Origin of the sequence: Spirillospora sp. NPDC047418 (genome assembly GCF_040643275.1) — a bacterium.
GTDB lineage: Bacteria > Actinomycetota > Actinomycetes > Streptosporangiales > Streptosporangiaceae > Spirillospora.
This window is the reverse complement of record NZ_JBEYTW010000001.1, coordinates 134,739-151,727: the sequence shown is the minus strand read 5'-3', so window position 1 is coordinate 151,727 and position 16,989 is coordinate 134,739. Positions and strand designations below refer to the sequence as shown.

Sequence of the window (16,989 nt, the reverse complement as noted above, 5' to 3'; positions counted from 1 at the left end):
GCGTGGAAAGGCGATTCCGCGCACAGCCGTGAATTCACGATGTGACGGCTTGGGGCTGACGCGCGGCATTTCGGGTGGGGGGCCGGGTGAAGCGGCGGCCGAGGCGTTGGGCGGGGGCTTCGATCCAGCGTTGGGACGCCCAACTGGTCGCTACCAGGACGACGAGGAAGACGGTCAGGCCCACCGCGTCCTCGCGGCCGGAGGTGCCGAGGAACTGCGCCGCGACCATCAGCAGCAGCGGGTGCAGCAGGTACAGGGAGAAGCTGATGGTGCCGAGGCCGGTGGCCCAGGCGGGGAAGCGGCGGTGCCGCAGCCGCCACGCCGCCGTGAACGTCAGGGCCGCCGCGACCACGGCGCCGCACCAGACCAGCTGGGCGTTCCAGCCGTAGGGGGCGGCCTGCCAGATCCCGGCGGCGAGCGCGCCCGCGAGGACGACGCCGCCCGCCGCGGCGCCCGCCCGCCAGGTGATCTGGCCGCGCTCGGCGCGGTGGACGGCGGTCCCGGCGAACATGGTCGCGATCATGATGAGGCCCTCCCACGCGCCGACCCGGCCGTTCACCGAGACGAGCACGAGGGCGAGGAGGCCGCCGAGGAGCCCGCCCGCGATCCGGGGCGCGGCGTGCCGGGACACCGCCGCCGCGATCGCCACCAGCAGGGCGGCCGCGGTCACCGCGACGACCGCGCCGGTCCCGGCGGTCCGGGAGAGCAGGGCGGACGGCGCGTGGGCGCCGGTCAGCAGGCCGGTCGCCGTGAGGGTGACCGCGACCAGGGCCACCACCGTGAGGACGACGGCGGCCGGCGCCGACCGGCGGTGCCCGCCCACCACGAACAGCGCGACGATCAGCAGGTAGAAGGCCATCTCGTAGGAGAGCGTCCACAGCACGTTCATCGCGTTCGGGACGTTCAGGAGGTCCTGCAGCATCGTCATGTGCGCCAGGACGGCGGTCGCGGGGGAGTACTCCTCCAGCCCGGCGCGCAGTCCGAGCACGCCCAGCAGGAACGGCAGGATCGCGAGCAGCGACGTCACCACGAGCAGCGGGTAGATGCGGAAGAAGCGGCCGATCCAGAACCCGCGCACGCTGCCCCGCCGCTCCAGCGAGGCGGGCACGATGTATCCGCTGACGAGGAAGAAGACGAGCACGCCGAACAGGCCGGGATCGAACCACTCCTTCAGCCAGACCCGTACCGAGGGGAGGTAGACGTAGCTCGCGTGGTGCAGCGCCACCGCCAGGGCCGCCCCGCCCCGCAGCGCGTCGAGCCACCCGAGCCTGGACGAGGCGGAGGAAACCCCCGAAGTGGCAACCATTCCGACAGACTAGTCGATCAATCCCAAGGGTTCCCTTAAACGGCTATCTGCCGTGAAATAGGTGGAGACCGGTGCCGTTGGGGCGCCCTGACAGACGCCGAATGGGAGGGTCAATGCCCGCGATCACGCACCGCTCGGACAAGGAACCCGCGATCAAGTCCCGCTTCCTTTCGCACGGCACGCTGAAGATCACCGATGTGACGGCCACCCGCCGTTTCTACGAGGAGATCCTCGGGCTGGAAGTCGTCCAGCCGATGACGGCGGCGCTCTACATCCGGCTCGGCGGCGACCACACCTACGTGTGCGTCGAGTCCAAGCCGGACCGCCCCGACATGCCGCTCCTCTACCACAACGGCCTCGACGTCGGCAGCGACGAGGAGGTGGACGAGGCGTACCGGCGGATCGCCGAGGTGGCCGGCGAGTACGGCGTCAAGGAGCTGAACAAGCCCGTCCGCCAGCACGGCGTCTACTCGTTCTACCTGAAGGACCTCGACGGCAACTGGTGGGAGATCGGGCACCTTCCGCCGCGCGGCTACCGGTTCCGGTTCACCGACCCGCGCAACGACCTCACCGGCCGCACCGACCTCACGCCGCAGCAGGCCAAAGAGGTGTTCGTCAACCCCGTCATCGACACCGGCTGACGCGCGCGTGCCCCCTGGGCCGCTGGGGCACCATGGGGATCATGACGACACTGCCACTCGGCCCGGACGAGCTGCTGACCACGACCCGCACCGTGCGCAAGCGCCTCGACCTCGACCGTCCCGTGCCCATCGACCTCGTCCGCGAATGCCTGGAGATCGCGCTGCAGGCGCCGAGCGGCAGCAACCGGCAGGGCTGGCAGTGGATCGTCGTCACCGATCCCGGGCAGCGTGCCGCGATCGGCGAGCACTACCGGCGCGCGTTCTCCGCCTACGCCGCCTCCAAGGAGTCGGCCGGCGTCCTGTACAAGGACGACCCGGAGCGCGCCGACGTGCAGCGCCGCGTCGGCGACAGCGCCGCCTACCTGGGCGAGCGCATGGGCGACGTGCCCGTCCTGGTGATCCCGTGCCTGCGGGTGGAGGGCGGGCGGCTGCCGGGCGGCAACCAGGCCGGCCTGTGGGGCTCGCTGCTGCCCGCCGCGTGGAACTACGCGCTCGCCGCCCGCGCCCGCGGGCTCGGCACCGCCTGGACGTCCCTGCACCTGGTGTACGAGCGGGAGGTCGCGGAGATCCTCGGCCTGCCCGCGGACGTCCGGCAGGGCGCGCTCCTCCCGACCGCCTACTACACCGGCGACACGTTCCGTCCCGCCGCGCGCGTCCCGCTGGACGAGGTGCTCCACCTCGACCGCTGGTGACGGCGCTCCGCTAGAGTCCGTGCGCGAGCTGCGCGCGGGCTCTCCCGCGAACTCTTATTGGCGGACCGCCAATAAGCTATTGCCACCCCGTCAATAAGTGTTCTAGTCTGCCGTGTGCACCGGGGGGAACCTGAGACGGGAAGGAACCACATGGCCGAGAACGGCAAGCCGACGCGCAGGCGGTTCCTCGGCGGCGTGGCGGCGGTCGGCGCGGGCGCGGCGGTCTCCGGAGCGCTCGGCGGCGAGGCGTCCGCGCGGCAGCCGAAGGCCCCGGTGCGGCGGCGGGCGGCGGCCGCCGGACGGAACGTCGCGGTCTTCGGCGGCGGCATCGCCGGCCTGACCGCGGCGCTGGAGCTCGCCGAGCGCGGCTTCAAGGTGACGCTCTACGAGCGCCGGCAGCTCGGCGGCAAGGCCCGCGTGTTCGGCGTCCCCGGCTCGGCCAAGGGCGGCCGGGACCCGCTGCCCGCCGAGCACGGCTTCCGGTTCTTCCCCGGCTTCTACCAGAACCTGCCGGACTCGATGCGCCGCATCCCGTTCGCCGGCAACGAGCAGGGCGCCTGGGGCAACCTGACCCGCGCGTCCACCTACCTCGGCGCCCGCCAGGGCCGCCCGGACGTGACGGTCCCGTTCCCGTTCCCGTGGCCGATCCCCGACGGCACCCCGCCGTTCCTGACCCCCGAGTCCCTCATCGCGACGGTGATCAGCGGGCTGCAGTCGCTCGGCATGATCCCGCTGCCGGAGATCGCGCACTTCGCCCGCAAGGGCGTCATGTACGTGACGAGCTGCGACGAGCGCCGGATCGGCCAGTGGGACCACGTCTCCTGGGCCGACTACCTCGGCACGAGGACGCGCTCCAAGGAGTACAACACGCTGCTCGCGGACGGCCTGATCCGCAACCTGGCCGCGATGAAGTCCGACCAGGCCAGCACGCACGCCATCGGCCTCGTCGGCGAGGCGACGCTGTGGAGCGTCCTCGGCGCCGGCAACGAGGACGGCGGCTCGGTCGACCGCGTCCTCGCGGGCGCGACCAGCGAGATGCTCATCGACCCGTGGGTGGCGCACCTGACGTCCCTCGGCGTCACCTTCAAGGTCGGGTGGGCCGCCGAGTCGTTCCAGCTCACCGGCGGCAGGGTCGCGTCGGCGGTCGTCAGCGACCCGAACGGCGCCCGGCACACGGTGGAGGCCGACTGGTTCCTGTCGGCGGTGCCCCTGGAGCGCGCGGACAAGCTCGTCAACGCCGCGATGCGCCGCGCCGACCCGTCGCTGGACGACATTTCCAAGCTCGGCAACGACTGGATGAACGGCCTGATGTTCTTCCTCAAGGAGGAACTGCCGATCACCCCGGGCCACGTCAACTACTGGGACTCCACCTGGGCGCTCACGTCCATCAGCGAAGCGCAGTTCTGGAAGCGGGACTTCGCCACCTACGGCGACGGCACCGTCAAGGACAACCTCTCGGCGATCATCTCCGACTGGAACTCGCCGGGCATGTTCAACGGGAAGACCGCCAAGGAGTGCACGCCGGAGGAGATCGCCCAGGAGGCGTGGGCGCAGATCAAGGCGCACCTCAACAAGCCCGGAAAACCGCCCGTCCTGACCGACGACATGCTGCACACCTGGTACCTCGACCCCGGCATCAAGAACCCCGGGACACCGCAGGTCGCCAACGAGGACCCGCTGTTCATCCAGACGCTCGGCGCGTACGAGCTGCGCCCGACCGCGAAGACCGGCATCGAGAACTTCTTCCTCGCCGGCGACTGGGTGAGGACGAACCTGTACGTGTCCACGATGGAGACCGCCAACGAGGGCGGGCGCATGGCCGCCAACGCCCTCCTGGACGCCGCCGGATACAGCGGCGGCAAGGCCGCGCTCGCCGACCTGTGGGTGGCGCCCGCGTTCGACGACGCCGAGAAGTTCGACCAGGACCGCTACCGGCGGGGGCTGCCGCACATCTTCGACGACCAGTAGCCCCGGCCTCCTCGGGCCCCCGAGCCCCGGCGGCCCCCGCGTGATCCACGTCTTCGCGCCAGACGCACGCGGGGTCCGCCGGTCCCCCCGTACCCGAACGGAAGTGACACCCCTTGTCCGCCATCCAACTGCCGCGCCGCGTGCACGGCCTGCTCGGCGAGGTCGGCGAGCTCTTCGTCATCGCGCTGGAGGCCGTCCGCCGGACGTGGGACGTCCGGACCTGGGCGTGGGAGTTCGCCGAGCAGGCGTGGTTCCTCGCCCGGGTGACGGCCCTCCCGGTGATCCTCGTGTCGCTGCCGCTCGGCGCGACCGTCGCGCTCCAGGTCGGGCAGCTCGCCGCGCAGCTCGGCGCCCAGTCCGCGACCGGCGGCGCCGTCGTGGTCGGGCTGGTCCGGGAGGTCGCGCCGATCGCCGCCGCGCTGATCATCGCGGGGGCGGGCGGGTCGGCGATGACCGCCGACATGGGCGCCCGCCGCATCCGGGACGAACTGTCGGCGATGGAGGCGATGGCGGTCAACCCGGTGCACCGGCTCGTCACGCCCCGGCTGTGGGCGGCGAGCCTCGTCTCGACGCTGCTCGCCTCGCTGGTCATCGTGTCCGGGGCGGCCGGCGGCTTCGTGTTCAACGTGCTGCTCCAGGACGTCACGCCCGGCGCCTACTTCGACGGCGCCGTGTCGCTGCTGCAGACGTCCGACCTGATCGTGACCCTGCTGAAGTCCTGGCTGTTCGGGGTGATCGCGGCCGTGGTCGCCTGCTACATGGGGATGAACTGCGCGGCCAGCCCGGTCGGGGTCGGCCGCGCCGTCAACCGCGCCATCGTCGTCGCGTTCATGCTCGTGTTCGCCCTCAACTACGTGATCACGACGGTGTACTTCGTCGCGTTCCCCCCGAGGATCTGATGGCAGGCATTCCCGTGATGGAGAGGATCGCGCCGCGCGCCGCCCAGGCCGGGTCGGCCGCGCTGCAGCGCTCCGGCGACCTCGCCCAGTGGCCCGTGTTCGTCTACCGGATCCTGCTGTACTCGATCCGCGACCTGGTCCTGCGCCGCAAGTACAGCAAGACCATCGCCCGGCACGTGTCGGACGTGGTGGTGGGCGTCGGCGCCAGCGTCGTCGGCGGCGGCATGATCTTCGTGATCTTCACGATGGCGTTCTTCGTCGGCACCGAGGTCGGCCTGCAGGGCTACACCGGCCTCCAGTCGATCGGCGCGCAGTCGTTCATGGGCCTCGTCGGGTCGTTCGCGAACGTCCGGGAGATCACCCCGGTGATCGCGGCGGTCGCGCTCGCCGCGCAGTGCGGGTCGGCGTTCACCGCCGAACTCGGCGCGATGCGCATCTCCGAGGAGATCGACGCCCTGGAGGTCATGGGCATCGGGTCGTTCGCCTACCTGGTGTGCACCCGCGTCGTCGCCGCGCTGATCGCGCTCGTCCCGCTCTACCTGATCGCGCTGTTCGCCAGCTTCTTCGCGACCCGGCTGATCAGCACGAGCTTCTTCGACCTCGCGCCCGGCGTCTACGACTACTACTTCCGGCTCTACCTGCCGACCATCGACCTCGTCTACAGCGCGATCAAGGTCGCGGTGTTCGCCTTCTCGGTGATCACCATCCACTGCTACTACGGCTACTACGCGACCGGCGGACCGGCCGGGGTGGGCCGCGCGGCGGGCCGCGCGATCCGGCTGTCCATCATCGTGATCGTCGCCCTGAACCTGCTGCTGTCCTATGTGTTCTGGGGCAACGGCGCGACCGTGAGGCTGACCGGATGATCAACGAGGAGATCTCGCTGCCGCGCCGGCTGCTGATCAGCGCGGTGACGCTGGCCGTCGCCGCCGGGCTGCTGTACGTGCTGGTCGCCCGGCCGTGGCGGGACCCCGGGACGGTGCTGACCGCCGAGTTCGGCCGCGCCGGGCAGGGCCTCGGCTCCAACACGCCCGTGAAGATCCGCGGCGTGACCGTCGGGTCGGTGTCGGGCGTGGCGCTGACCGGCGGCGGCCGGGCCCGGATCAGCCTGCGGCTGGACGCCGGGACGCGGGTGCCCGACACCGTCACCGCGTCCATCGAGCCCGCGTCGGCGTTCGGCCCGAAGTACGTCGCGCTGGTCCCCGGCGCGCACGCCGACTCCGGCCCCTACCTGGCGTCCGGTGCCCGGATCGCGCGCACGTCCGACCCGAGCGACCTGTCGGACCTGCTCGCCCGCGCCGACGCCGGCCTCGGCGCCATCGACGCGGAGGAGGCCGGGACGATCGTGCACACGGTCGCGATCGGCCTGCACGGGCAGGGCGCGCGGCTGCGCGAGACCATCGACCAGACCGGCATCCTGCTGAACGTCGCCTACAAGAACCGCGGCAACGCCCGCACGTTCGTCGGCGACGCCGCCGACCTGTCCGGCGCGCTGCAGGACAAGGGCGACGAGCTGACGGGCATCGCCGGGGACACCAACGCGCTGGTCGGCGCGGCGGCCGGCGGCAAGGGCCGGCTGGCCGGGTTCGCCGACGGGCTGACGGACATGTCGCTGCTGGTCTCGCACGGCTTCGACAAGCGCGGCGGGCAGCTCGGCCAGGCGTTCCGGTCGTCCGAGCGCACCGCCCGCATCATCTACTCCCAGCTCGGCCTGCTCGGCGACACCATTCGGACCGGGAACAAGCTGCTGCCGCTCTACGGCGAGCTGACCTCGCTGAAGGGCGTCGGCGGCAAGAACTACATGCGCACCCAGGGCCTGCTGCCGACCGACCCGTGCGCGCTGATCCTCGGGCTCTGCGGGCCCTACGGCACCGGCGCGCCGGCGAAGGGAGGGCGGTGACATGGCGTCCAACGCGCTGCGGCGCGCCCGCATCGGCCTGGTCGTCCGGCTCACGTCGTTCGTCGCCGTCACCGGCCTGCTCACCGTGGTCATCGGGATGCAGATCGCGCGGGTGGACACGGCGGGCGGCTGGCACGCGACCGCGACCTTCGACGACGCCAGCGGCCTGCGCGAGGGCGACCAGGTGAAGATCGCCGGCGCCCCGGTCGGCCGCGTCGACGAGGTCAAGGTCGTGGACGGCAAGGCGCGCGTCGACTTCACCGTCCGCCACACGGTCAAGGTCCCCGCCGACAGCGAGGCGGCGATCCGCTGGCGCGACGCCATGGGGCAGCGCGTCGTCTACCTCGTGCCCGGCAGGAGCACGGCGATGATGCGGGACGGCGCGCACATCACCAAGACCCGGGCGGCGGCCGACAGCAGCGCCCTGCTGGACCAGCTCGGGCCGCTCGTCCGCAGCCTGGACCCCAAACAGGTCAACACCGTGCTGGTGTCGCTCGCCGAGGCGCTCGACGGGAACACGCAGAACATCGACCGGCTGATCGCCGACATCGACACGCTGTCGACGACGATCGCCAAGCGGCGCGCCACGCTGAAGCAGATGCTGGACGACTACGCCACCGTCACCGGGATCATCGCCCGCCGCGACAAGCAGATCGGCTCCGCCGTCGACGACCTCGTCAGCCTCAGCGACGCGTTCGCCGGCAACCGGAAGCTGATCGACGGCACCCTCGTCCAGCTGGCCGCCCTCGCGCGGACGTCCGACTCGCTGCTCGCGGGCAACGAGCGCGAGCTCGGCCTGGTCGTGGACAAGCTCACCGCGTTCACCTCCGGGGTGAACCGCAACAGCGGCACCCTCGCGGACGTGCTGAAGTCGGTGGCGCCGAAGCTCCAGCACATCTTCGCGGCCTTCGACAACGGTCAGTACGGGGAGGTGGCGATCCCCTGCCTGACGCTGGCCGCGCCGCCCTGCCCCTACCCGACGCGGCTGCCGGGCCCGCGCGAGGGCTCCGCCAAGGTCGACACGTCGAAGGAGCTGGAGAACCTGATGGTCGGGGGGAAGACATGGGGCTGAAATCCTTCCGCGACCGCAACCGGATCACGGTCGGGCTGGTGTCGGCGGGCACGCTCGCCGTGCTGCTCGCCGCCGTGTACCTGGTCGGGACGCGCGGGCTGCTCAAGGACCGCTACACCGTCACCGGGGTCTTCGCCGCGACGGGCGGCCTGCGCTCCGGCGACGAGGTGCGGGTCGCGGGCGTCCAGGTCGGCGAGATCGGCTCCGTCGACCCCGACCACCGCAAGGGGTACGTGGTCGTCGCCTGGAAGGTCGACGGCGACGTCGACCTCGGCCCGAACACCCGCGCCGAGATCAAGGTCGAGAACGTGCTCGGCGGGCGGTACCTGCGGCTGTCCGGGCCGGTCGCCTCCCCGCACCTGGCCGACCTGCCCGAGGACCGGCGCCGCATCCCGCTCGACCGGACCCAGGTGCCGACGACGATCAACGACGTGCTGGACGCCACCACCCGCACCGTCTCCAGGCTGGACACCAAGTCGATCAACAAGATCGTGGCGGAGCTGAACGGGCTCGGCGACGACGACCAGGGCCGGCTCGGCCGCTCCCTGACGAACCTGGCGAAGCTCGCCGAGACGGTCAACGAGGCCGACCCGCAGATCAAGAAGCTGCTCGACAGCGGCGACCGCATCCTCAAGCTCGCGCGCGCCAAGGACGACGAACTGATCCGGCTGCTCGGCAACGTCCAGGTCATGCTGGACGAGCTGCGCCAGCGCCGCAACGAGCTGTCGGCCTTCCTCGGCAGCGGCAACCGGACGGTCAAGACGATCACCAGGCTCATCGACGACCGGCAGGCGAAACTGCTGACGCTCGTCGCCGACCTGCGCGGCACCCTCGGCACCCTCCGCCCGGCGACCGGCGACTTCAACCAGCTGCTCGCCTGGGCGGGCCCCACGCTGTCCGGCATGTCCGGCGCCGGCGGGCGGGGGCCGTGGCTCGACGTCGTCGCGACCGGGCTCGGCCCGCTGTCGCCGAAGGACCTCGCCGACCTCGCCCGCATCGCACCGAAGGAGGCCCGGCGATGAGGGACGGCAGGGCGATGGGAGGAGGCACCGCGATGCGACGTCCCGCCGCGGCGGTCACCGCGCTGGCGCTGACCGCGACGCTCGGCGGCTGCGCGATCGGCTCCGGGCCGACCTACCCGATGACGGTGTACTTCGCGAAGGCGCCCTCCCTCTACAAGGACTCGCAGGTGAAGGTGATGGGCGCCGACGTCGGGACCATCACCTCCATCAAGGACGAACGCAACCGCGTCCGCGTCGAGATCAAGGTCAGGCGGTCCGTCCCCGTCCCCGCCGGGGTGCACGCCGCCGTCGACTCGTCCGACGCGCTCGGCGAGCGGTTCATCTCCCTGCACCCGGTGTGGAAGCCGGGCATGAAGAAGGCCGCCGCCGGGGCGGTCGTCCCGAAGGAGCGCACCGAGCTGCCGGTGGAGATCGACGACGCGCTCGCCGCGTTCGCCAAGCTCAACGACTCGATCGACACCGGCACCCTCGGACCCGCGATGCACCGCGCCGCCGAGTCGGTGCGCGGCCGCGGCCCGGGCATCAACGACGCCCTGCACAACACCTCCGAGCTGACCGGCCACCTCGCCGCGCAGGACGAGAAGATCGCCTCGCTCGCGAAGGGGCTGCACACCCTGGCCGCCGACCTCAACGGGCGCGACGTCAAACTGTCGGAGCTGCTGCGGTCCTTCTCCTCGACCAGCCGCAGCCTCGCCGAGGAGCGCACCCAGTTGCGCGACTTCGTCGCCGGGCTCGCCGCGGCGATCCGCAAGAGCGACGTGCTGATCACCGCCTACCGGGAGAAGCTGCCGTCCACGGTCGCGGACCTGTCCAACATCGTGCTGAGCCTCAAGGGCAACGTCGGCGGGCTCACCCAGGCCATCGACAGCCTCGGCCGGTTCGCCGACGTCGCGATCAAGGCGTGGGACCGCCGCAACCACGTCGCCACCATCCGGCTCGTCGTCCACGGCACCGTACGGCAGTGGCTCCAGCCGCTGTTCACCGCGATGGGCTGGGGGAACGTCCCGTGCCTCAAGGGCGAGCCGGCGCTCGCCAGCTGCCAGCCGCCGCCGGGAGGGCGTCGATGAAAGCGCTCGTGTCACTCGTCCTGGTGTGCGTCCTGACCGCGGGCTGCTCGCTGCAGACGATCGGCGCCCCGCGCGGCGACGTGACGCTGCACGCCACGTTCGACGACGTGCAGAGCCTCGTCGTCGGGCACAGCGTCCAGGTCGCCGACATCCGCGTCGGCAGCGTCACCGGCATCCGGCTGGACGGCTACCGCGCCCGCGTCACCATGTCGCTGCGCGAGCGGGTCCCCGCCGGCACCACCGCGACGATCGCCAAGTCGTCCCTGCTCGGCGAGAACTACGTGCGGCTCGACCTGCCCGCCGGGCACCGCCTGGACACCGGCCCGTTCCTGGCCGCCGGCGCCACCATCGGCGACACCAGCGTGCAGCCCGACCTGGAGCAGATCAGCGACAAGATCGGCCCGCTGCTCGCCGCGCTCGGCGGCCAGGACATCGCCACCATCAGCGCCGAGTCCGCCACCGCGGTCGGCGGCAAGGGCGAGCAGCTCAACACGCTCATCGCGCGCGCGAGCAGGGTCGGCGACCAGTACGCCGCCGCCAGCACCGACCTCGGCCGCGCCCTCGACTCCCTCGGCAGGCTCGGGCGCTCGCTGGACAAGGGGGCGAAGAACCTCGAACCGCTGCCCGGCAACATCGAGCTCGCCACCCGGCGGCTGCAGGCCGACCGGGACAACCTCAAACGCACCATCCAGGCGCTGCTCAAGCTCGCCACCTCCGTCAACGCCAAGGTGCAGCAGCGCCACGCGGCCCGGCTCGGCACCCTGCTCGAGCAGGCCGACCAGCTGCTCGCCGCCGCGCTGCGCGGGCGCGACGAGCTGAAGACCCTCGCCGCGACGGTGCTGAAGTTCCTGGACGGCCCGTCGGTGTCCTACAGCGGCCAGGCGCTCATGTTCATGTGGATCAAGGGCTTCCTGCCGTACCCCAATGCCGCCGTGACCACAGGGAAGACCGCCGGGAAGACCCCCGCCACGACCGCCGCGGGCGGCACCGCCGCCAAGCGGACGAACCTCCAAGGACTGCTGGGGCCGCGCCCATGAGATTTCCCCGCGTCGCCGTCAACCTCGTCTTCTTCGCCGCGCTCGGCGCCGTCCTCATGGTCTGGGCCGTCCGCAGCCTGATCCACATCGACGCGCTCGAACGGCCCTACACCGTCACCGCCGACTTCGCGACCTCACCCGGCCTGCACGGCGACCTGGAGGTCACCCACCTGGGCGTCCGCGTCGGCGAGGTCGGGTCCGTGCGGCTGCGCGGCGACCATGTCGCCGTCAGCCTGAAACTCGACCGGGACGCCCGGGTCCCGGCCGACGTCGGGGCGCGCGTCCTGCGCAAGTCCGCGATCGGCGAGCCGTACATCGACCTGACCGCGCCGGCGTCCTCGTCCCCCGGGACCAAGACGCTCGCCCCCGGCGACCACATCCCGATCAGCCGCACCGCCGGGACGACCGACTACAAGCAGCTGTTCGACGGCGTCAGCCGCACCCTGGACGCCATCGACCCGCGCGACACGCGGACGCTCGTCCACGAACTGGCCACCGGGCTGCGGGGGCGCGGCGACGACCTGCACGACATGATCTCCGACGCGCACCGGCTGACCGGCACCCTCGCCGCCGACGCCGGCACCCTGGACGCGCTGTCCGGCGAGCTCACCCGGCTGACCGCGACGCTCACCGCCCACCGGGGCGACATCGCGTCCGGCGTCAACGACCTCGCCCTGCTCACCGCGTCGCTCCGGCAGTCGAGCCGCGATCTCGACACCGTGCTGGCGCAGGGGCCGGGCGCGATGAAGAACCTGCACGGGCTCCTCCAGGACGCGCGCCCCGGCCTGGACTGCCTGCTCATCGCCGCCGCGACGCCGACCGCGCCGCTGATGACCCCGGCCACCCGGCAGAAGATCAACCATGTGCTGCGGCTCGTCCCGACGCTGCAGGCGCTCGTCGCGGACGTCACCGCGAACGACCCGAGCGGCAAGTACCTGCGGGTCACGCCGGTCATCACGCTGGCGGGCCCGGCCGAGGCGGCGACCGAGTACACGACCCCGGCGCCCAAGCCGCAGATCCCGAACATCACCCTGTGCGGGGCGAACGGCCCCCTGAACCAGCAGGCCGCCAAGGCCGGCGGCAAGGTCAGGCCGACCCCCGGCGAGCCCGGTGCGGAGCAGCCCGCCGGCACGTCCCCGGACGGCGACCTGCGGCCGGTGAACGCCGGCGAGGAACGCCCGGACTCCGCGCGCTGGCTGCCCCTGCTGCCCCCGGTGCTCGGCGGCCTCATCGTCGTCGTCGCCGTCCTCAACACCCTCCGCGTCGCCCTGCGCCGCCGTTCCCGATAGTCCTTGGAGGACCCCGTGAGCAAGACCGACACCCGCAAGGACGTCCCCAAGACCGAGACCCCGGCCGACGAGGACCCGAAGGCCCGGACCGAGCCCGAAGCCGATGACGAGCCCGACGCCGAGGACGAAGTGGGCGCCGAGGCCGGGGACGAGCCGCGGAAGGTCTCGGCGAAGTCCGCGGCCAAGGTCGCCGGCGGCCCGGAGAAGGCGGGCGGGGGACAGCGGGCGTGGCGGGGCGTGCCGGTGAGGTCCTGGCTGGTGCGGGCGACGGTCGCGGTGGCGATCGTCGGGTCGGCCGTGACGGCGGGCCTCCAGTGGCATGCCGCCGACCAGGCCGCGCAGCGGGACCAGGAGCGGCAGGAGGTCAGGGCCAGTGCCGCCGAGTTCGGGGTGGCGCTGCTCAGCTACGACCACACCAAGCTTCAGGACGCCCGGCACCGCGTCCTCGACCTGGCGTCGGACGACTTCGCCAAGACCTATGACGAGGCGTTCACCGGCGGGCTCGAGGGCGTCATCAGCAAGCTGAAGGCGGACGCGACCGCCGAGGTCCAGGCCGTGTACCTGGAGAAGATCGAGGAGGGGACGGCGAAGGCCGTCGTGGTCGTCGACTCCGAGGTGCACAGCACGGCCGGCACCCGGCGGGTCCGCGGGTCGTACCTCGACATGAAGCTCGTCCGGCGGGGCGGCGAGTGGAAGGTCACCGACGTCACCTCGGTCGGCGCGGCGAACGAGAGCATGGTCGACCCGCAGGGCAACCAGCAGACCGCCCCCGGGGACACCGCCCCGGCTCCGCAGAAGAGCCCCTGAGCAGCAGGCATGGAACAGGGCCGGCGCCGCGAGCGGGGCAGCGACGCCGGCCCTGGGATCGGGGACGGGAACGGTCGGGCCGGTCGGCCCGGCCGTCAGCTCAGGCCGTCATCGAGGGCCTTCGTCAGGACGCCCGGGTCGCCGGACATCTCCCAGATCATGGCGCCGAGCAGGTTCTTGCTCCGCAGCCATTCGGTCTTCTTCTGGATGGACCAGGCGTCGTCGAAACTCCACCACTGGCCGTTGTCGCCGGTGTAGCAGGATGTCGCGACCGCCTGCTCGTCATGGACGACCTTGCAGTTCGGCACGCTTGAGATGAGGTTGCTGTAACCGCGTGTCCCGGCCTCCTCCTGGAACTGGCCGGGGGCGGCGCCGTTGGCGGGCTGCCATTCGCCGCTCTTGCCGCCGTCCGCCACGTTCTGCCAGCCGCGCCCGTAGTAGGCGAGGCCGATCGTGAGCTTGCGCGGGTTGACCCCGGCGTCGAGATACGGCTGGACGGCGTTCTCCACGCTGAAGTGGAACGAGTACGGGTCGTCGGTGTCGGTGTAGAGGTTGCCCTGGTGGCCCGTCCGGTTGGGCTCCCAGGAGTTGTCGCTGCCCGCGCCGTGGAAGTCGTAGCCCTGGATGTTGAAGATGTCCATGGACTTGGCGACCTCCGCCAGCTCCCAGCCGGCCTCGATCTTCGCCGGGTCGGCGGGGGTGAACGCCGACAGCAGGTAGCGCTGTCCGGTCGACGTGGTCAGCTCGTCCAGCTGGCGGCGGAACTCCTCGATGAGCAGCGTGTTGTTGTGCTTGTCGTCCGGGCTGACGTGGTTGCCGGGGTGCCCCTCGGCGCCCGGCCACTCCCAGTCGAGGTCGATGCCGTCGAAGATGCCGGCGGCCGTGCCCGGCCCGCCCGCGCCGTTGTAGTCGGGCAGGTTGCCCTTGATGTAGGTGTCGATGCAGGACGCGACGAACTTCTTGCGGGACGCGTCCGTCTTCGCGACGTCGGAGAAGTACTTGGAGTACGTCCAGCCGCCGATGGAGATCAGCACCTTCAGCTTCGGGTACTTGGCCTTCAGCTTCTTCAGCTGGTTGAAGTTGCCGCGCAGCTTCTCCCAGCCGGTGTCGCCGACGCCGTCCACCGACTGCGCGGCGCTGAACGGGCGCCCGTAGTCGGCCTCGGCGTCGCCCGCGCCGTCGCCCTGGCTCGGGTCCTGCGGGTCGGACGTCGTGCCCTTGGTCACGCCTTGCAGGCAGGTGAGGTTGGTCGGGTCGATGTTCGCGAACGCGTAGTTGATGTGGGTCAGGCGTGCGGCGTTGCCGGTCGTGTCGAGGTTCTTCACGAAGTACTGGCGGCCGTAGATGCCCCACTGGACGAAGTAGCCGACGCGGGCATAACCGTTCGCGACCACGTCGTCCGTCGTCACCTTGACCGCCGCGCTCGCCGCCGACATGTTGTCGTACAGGTCGCGGGCGCGGACGGTGAACGTGTACTCGGTGGACGGTGACAGGCCCGCGACGGTCGCGGTCGTGCCGGTCGCGGTCGTGGCGACCTTCCCGTCCACCAGCACGTCGTAGTTCGCGACGCCGGTGTTGTCGGACGAGGCGCTCCACGCGAGCTTCACGCTGCCCGAGTCCTTACCGGTGCTGTGCAACCCGGACGGGACGGACGGCGCCTGCGTGTCATCGGCGGGGTTGTTCGTCTTGACCGTGACGGGGCCGCTGGCGGGCGAGAGGTTTCCCTTTCGGTCGCGTGCCTTCACCGTGAACGTGTACTCGGTGTTGGGCGTGAGGCCGGTGACGGTGGCGTTCGTCTCCGGGACGGTCGTCGCGAGGGCCGAGCCGTTGTAGACCTCGTACGCGGTGATCGGCAGGCTGCCCGCCTCGGCCGCGTCCCAGGCCAGCGACACGGTCTTGGTCGTCTTCACCGTCGTCTTCAGCCCGGCGGGCGCGCTCGGCGGGACGTCCGCCGCCCCGTCGCAGTTGGCGTCGTTGACCCGGCAGCTCGTCGGCTCCGCGCCGGAGCGGCTGACCGTGAACGTCGGGCTGTAGGGGTCGGTGGTCCGCCCGGCGGCGATGGCGGCGTTGTAGTAGGCCGGGCTGAGGGTGACGGTCGTGCCGCTCTGGCTGATCGACCCGTTGGAGGCGTTGCTCGCGGTCACGCCGGACGGCAGGTCGAACACGATCGTCCAGTTGTCGATCGCGGCGGAGGTGTGGTTGGCGACCACGAACGTCGCCTGGCTTCCGCTGACGGTGTAGTCGGCGGTGACGCCGGTGAGCGTGGGCGGCGGCGCGCCGGTCCCGTCGCAGTTCGCGCCGTTCAGCGTGCAGTTCGCCGGCTGGGCGGCGGAGCTGAGCGTGAACGTGGGGCTGTAGGGCTCGGTGCTGCCGCCCGCCTTGATCGTGTCGATGTAGAACGCCGGGGTGAGCGTCACCGTCGTGCCGTTCTGCGACAGCGCGGCGTTCTGCGGGTTGCCCGCCGTCACACCGGCCGGCAGGTCGAACTTCAGTTTCCAGCCGCTGACGGCGGCCGTCCCCGGGTTGCTGACCACGTACTTCCCGGTCGTTCCGGACAGGCTGAAGACCGCCGTCAGCCGGTCGGCCGCCCGCGCGGGCGCGACGGCCAGCGCCGCGACGACCACAAAGGTAAGAAGAATTCCGACTAATCTGCGCATACCCGATACCTATTTCTGGGGGAGTTCGTTCCGGGGTGGGGCGCCGAGGAGCCCCAGCATCTGGTCGATCTCGGCGGAGCGGGACTTCTCGACGCGCTGCGCGAGCCGCTTCGTCCAGGCGTCCTCGCCCTTGCCGGTCTCCAGCCGCGCCAGCTGGACGGCGTCGTCCTGGTGGGCGATCAGCAGGTTGAGGAACGCGCGCTCGAACCGGTCGGGCCGCGTCCTGCCCAGCGCCGTCAACTCGGCGTCGGTGGTCTGCGGCATGCCGCCGTGCGCGGCGTGCGCGCCCGGGTCCGCCCGCAGGGGCCGCCGCCAGCCGCGCAGCCGGTCCTGCATCTGCCGCGCCTCGGCGACCTCGGTCGTCTCGATCGCCGCGGCCAGCGTCCGCACCTCGGGCCGGACGGGATGCCGCCTCGCCAGCCGGACCAGCGCCACGCCCTGCTCCTGATGCGGGAGCATCATCTGCAGGAACATCACGTCGGTGCCGTTGAACCCGGCCCCGCCGCGCGCCGCGGCGGGGGCGGGGCCGGCGGACGACGATCCGCCCGCCCCGCACTGCACGACCAGCAGCAGCCCGCACGCCGCGAGCAGCGCCAGCGCTCCGTACGTCGACATGCCGCGTCTCATGGCGT

At 71.7% G+C, this 16,989-nt stretch carries 15 protein-coding genes; 12 read left to right on the top strand and 3 right to left on the bottom strand.

Annotated features, from left to right (window positions below):
• Positions 1-34: 34 nt before the first annotated feature.
• Positions 35-1,306: an acyltransferase family protein gene (locus ABZ806_RS00525; RefSeq protein WP_500214233.1), complete on the bottom strand. Its 1,272-nt coding sequence runs from the start codon at positions 1,304-1,306 to the stop codon at positions 35-37.
• Between the two features lie 113 nt (positions 1,307-1,419).
• Here ABZ806_RS00525 and ABZ806_RS00520 point away from each other — a divergent pair, with 113 nt between their 5' ends.
• The 12 genes from ABZ806_RS00520 (at position 1,420) to ABZ806_RS00465 (ending at position 13,700) form a co-directional block, all read left to right on the top strand.
• A complete protein-coding gene (locus tag ABZ806_RS00520) occupies positions 1,420-1,947 on the top strand; it encodes a VOC family protein (RefSeq protein WP_500214231.1) in 528 nt (175 codons plus the stop codon).
• A 41-nt stretch (positions 1,948-1,988) separates the two neighbouring features.
• Positions 1,989-2,639, top strand: a complete 651-nt coding sequence (locus ABZ806_RS00515; protein WP_500214229.1) for a nitroreductase family protein — start codon at positions 1,989-1,991, stop codon at positions 2,637-2,639.
• A gap of 150 nt (positions 2,640-2,789) precedes the next feature.
• The gene (locus tag ABZ806_RS00510; protein ID WP_500214227.1) at positions 2,790-4,607 is read left to right on the top strand and encodes a hydroxysqualene dehydroxylase; all 1,818 of its coding nucleotides are present in this window, start codon (positions 2,790-2,792) and stop codon (positions 4,605-4,607) included.
• Positions 4,608-4,720: 113 nt separating this feature from the next.
• Complete coding sequence (locus ABZ806_RS00505) at positions 4,721-5,506, top strand: MlaE family ABC transporter permease (RefSeq protein ID WP_500214225.1); 786 nt, start codon at positions 4,721-4,723, stop codon at positions 5,504-5,506.
• Positions 5,506-6,372 carry an ABC transporter permease gene (locus ABZ806_RS00500; RefSeq protein WP_500214223.1) on the top strand — a complete coding sequence of 289 codons (867 nt, stop codon included), beginning with the start codon at positions 5,506-5,508 and terminating at the stop codon, positions 6,370-6,372. The genes ABZ806_RS00505 and ABZ806_RS00500 overlap by 1 nt, the downstream gene beginning before the upstream one ends.
• Complete coding sequence (locus tag ABZ806_RS00495) at positions 6,369-7,406, top strand: MlaD family protein (protein WP_500214221.1); 1,038 nt, start codon at positions 6,369-6,371, stop codon at positions 7,404-7,406. Before ABZ806_RS00500 ends, ABZ806_RS00495 begins: the two co-directional genes overlap by 4 nt.
• A 1-nt stretch (position 7,407) precedes the next feature.
• Complete coding sequence (locus ABZ806_RS00490) at positions 7,408-8,478, top strand: MCE family protein (protein ID WP_500214219.1); 1,071 nt, start codon at positions 7,408-7,410, stop codon at positions 8,476-8,478.
• On the top strand, positions 8,469-9,500 hold the full coding sequence (locus ABZ806_RS00485) for an MCE family protein (protein ID WP_500214217.1): 1,032 nt from the start codon (positions 8,469-8,471) through the stop codon (positions 9,498-9,500). The genes ABZ806_RS00490 and ABZ806_RS00485 overlap by 10 nt, the downstream gene beginning before the upstream one ends.
• Complete coding sequence (locus ABZ806_RS00480; protein WP_500214216.1) at positions 9,497-10,567, top strand: MCE family protein; 1,071 nt, start codon at positions 9,497-9,499, stop codon at positions 10,565-10,567. The genes ABZ806_RS00485 and ABZ806_RS00480 overlap by 4 nt, the downstream gene beginning before the upstream one ends.
• Positions 10,564-11,604 (top strand): MlaD family protein, encoded by a 1,041-nt coding sequence (locus tag ABZ806_RS00475; protein WP_500214215.1) that lies wholly within the window; start codon positions 10,564-10,566, stop codon positions 11,602-11,604. The genes ABZ806_RS00480 and ABZ806_RS00475 overlap by 4 nt, the downstream gene beginning before the upstream one ends.
• Positions 11,601-12,893 carry an MCE family protein gene (locus ABZ806_RS00470; protein WP_500214213.1) on the top strand — a complete coding sequence of 431 codons (1,293 nt, stop codon included), beginning with the start codon at positions 11,601-11,603 and terminating at the stop codon, positions 12,891-12,893. Before ABZ806_RS00475 ends, ABZ806_RS00470 begins: the two co-directional genes overlap by 4 nt.
• Before the next feature lie 15 nt (positions 12,894-12,908).
• Entirely contained in the window at positions 12,909-13,700 is a 792-nt protein-coding gene (locus tag ABZ806_RS00465; protein ID WP_500214211.1) for an Rv1363c family protein, read from the top strand.
• Between the two features lie 95 nt (positions 13,701-13,795).
• Here ABZ806_RS00465 and ABZ806_RS00460 read toward each other — a convergent pair whose 3' ends face one another.
• A complete protein-coding gene (locus tag ABZ806_RS00460) occupies positions 13,796-16,324 on the bottom strand; it encodes a glycosyl hydrolase family 18 protein (protein ID WP_500214209.1) in 2,529 nt (842 codons plus the stop codon).
• Positions 16,325-16,366: 42 nt separating this feature from the next.
• Positions 16,367-16,972 carry a DUF305 domain-containing protein gene (locus ABZ806_RS00455; RefSeq protein ID WP_500214207.1) on the bottom strand — a complete coding sequence of 202 codons (606 nt, stop codon included), beginning with the start codon at positions 16,970-16,972 and terminating at the stop codon, positions 16,367-16,369.
• Between the last annotated feature and the right edge of the window lie 17 nt (positions 16,973-16,989).

Coding starts and splice junctions, on each gene's coding strand:
- ABZ806_RS00510 (WP_500214227.1), top strand. CDS start 2,790: ATGGCCGAGAACGGCAAGCCGACGCGCAGGCGGTTCCTCGGCGGCGTG.
- ABZ806_RS00490 (WP_500214219.1), top strand. CDS start 7,408: ATGGCGTCCAACGCGCTGCGGCGCGCCCGCATCGGCCTGGTCGTCCGG.
- ABZ806_RS00455 (WP_500214207.1), bottom strand. CDS start 16,972: ATGTCGACGTACGGAGCGCTGGCGCTGCTCGCGGCGTGCGGGCTGCTG.
- ABZ806_RS00485 (WP_500214217.1), top strand. CDS start 8,469: ATGGGGCTGAAATCCTTCCGCGACCGCAACCGGATCACGGTCGGGCTG.
- ABZ806_RS00470 (WP_500214213.1), top strand. CDS start 11,601: ATGAGATTTCCCCGCGTCGCCGTCAACCTCGTCTTCTTCGCCGCGCTC.
- ABZ806_RS00495 (WP_500214221.1), top strand. CDS start 6,369: ATGATCAACGAGGAGATCTCGCTGCCGCGCCGGCTGCTGATCAGCGCG.
- ABZ806_RS00475 (WP_500214215.1), top strand. CDS start 10,564: ATGAAAGCGCTCGTGTCACTCGTCCTGGTGTGCGTCCTGACCGCGGGC.
- ABZ806_RS00520 (WP_500214231.1), top strand. CDS start 1,420: ATGCCCGCGATCACGCACCGCTCGGACAAGGAACCCGCGATCAAGTCC.
- ABZ806_RS00480 (WP_500214216.1), top strand. CDS start 9,497: ATGAGGGACGGCAGGGCGATGGGAGGAGGCACCGCGATGCGACGTCCC.
- ABZ806_RS00525 (WP_500214233.1), bottom strand. CDS start 1,306: ATGGTTGCCACTTCGGGGGTTTCCTCCGCCTCGTCCAGGCTCGGGTGG.
- ABZ806_RS00500 (WP_500214223.1), top strand. CDS start 5,506: ATGGCAGGCATTCCCGTGATGGAGAGGATCGCGCCGCGCGCCGCCCAG.
- ABZ806_RS00515 (WP_500214229.1), top strand. CDS start 1,989: ATGACGACACTGCCACTCGGCCCGGACGAGCTGCTGACCACGACCCGC.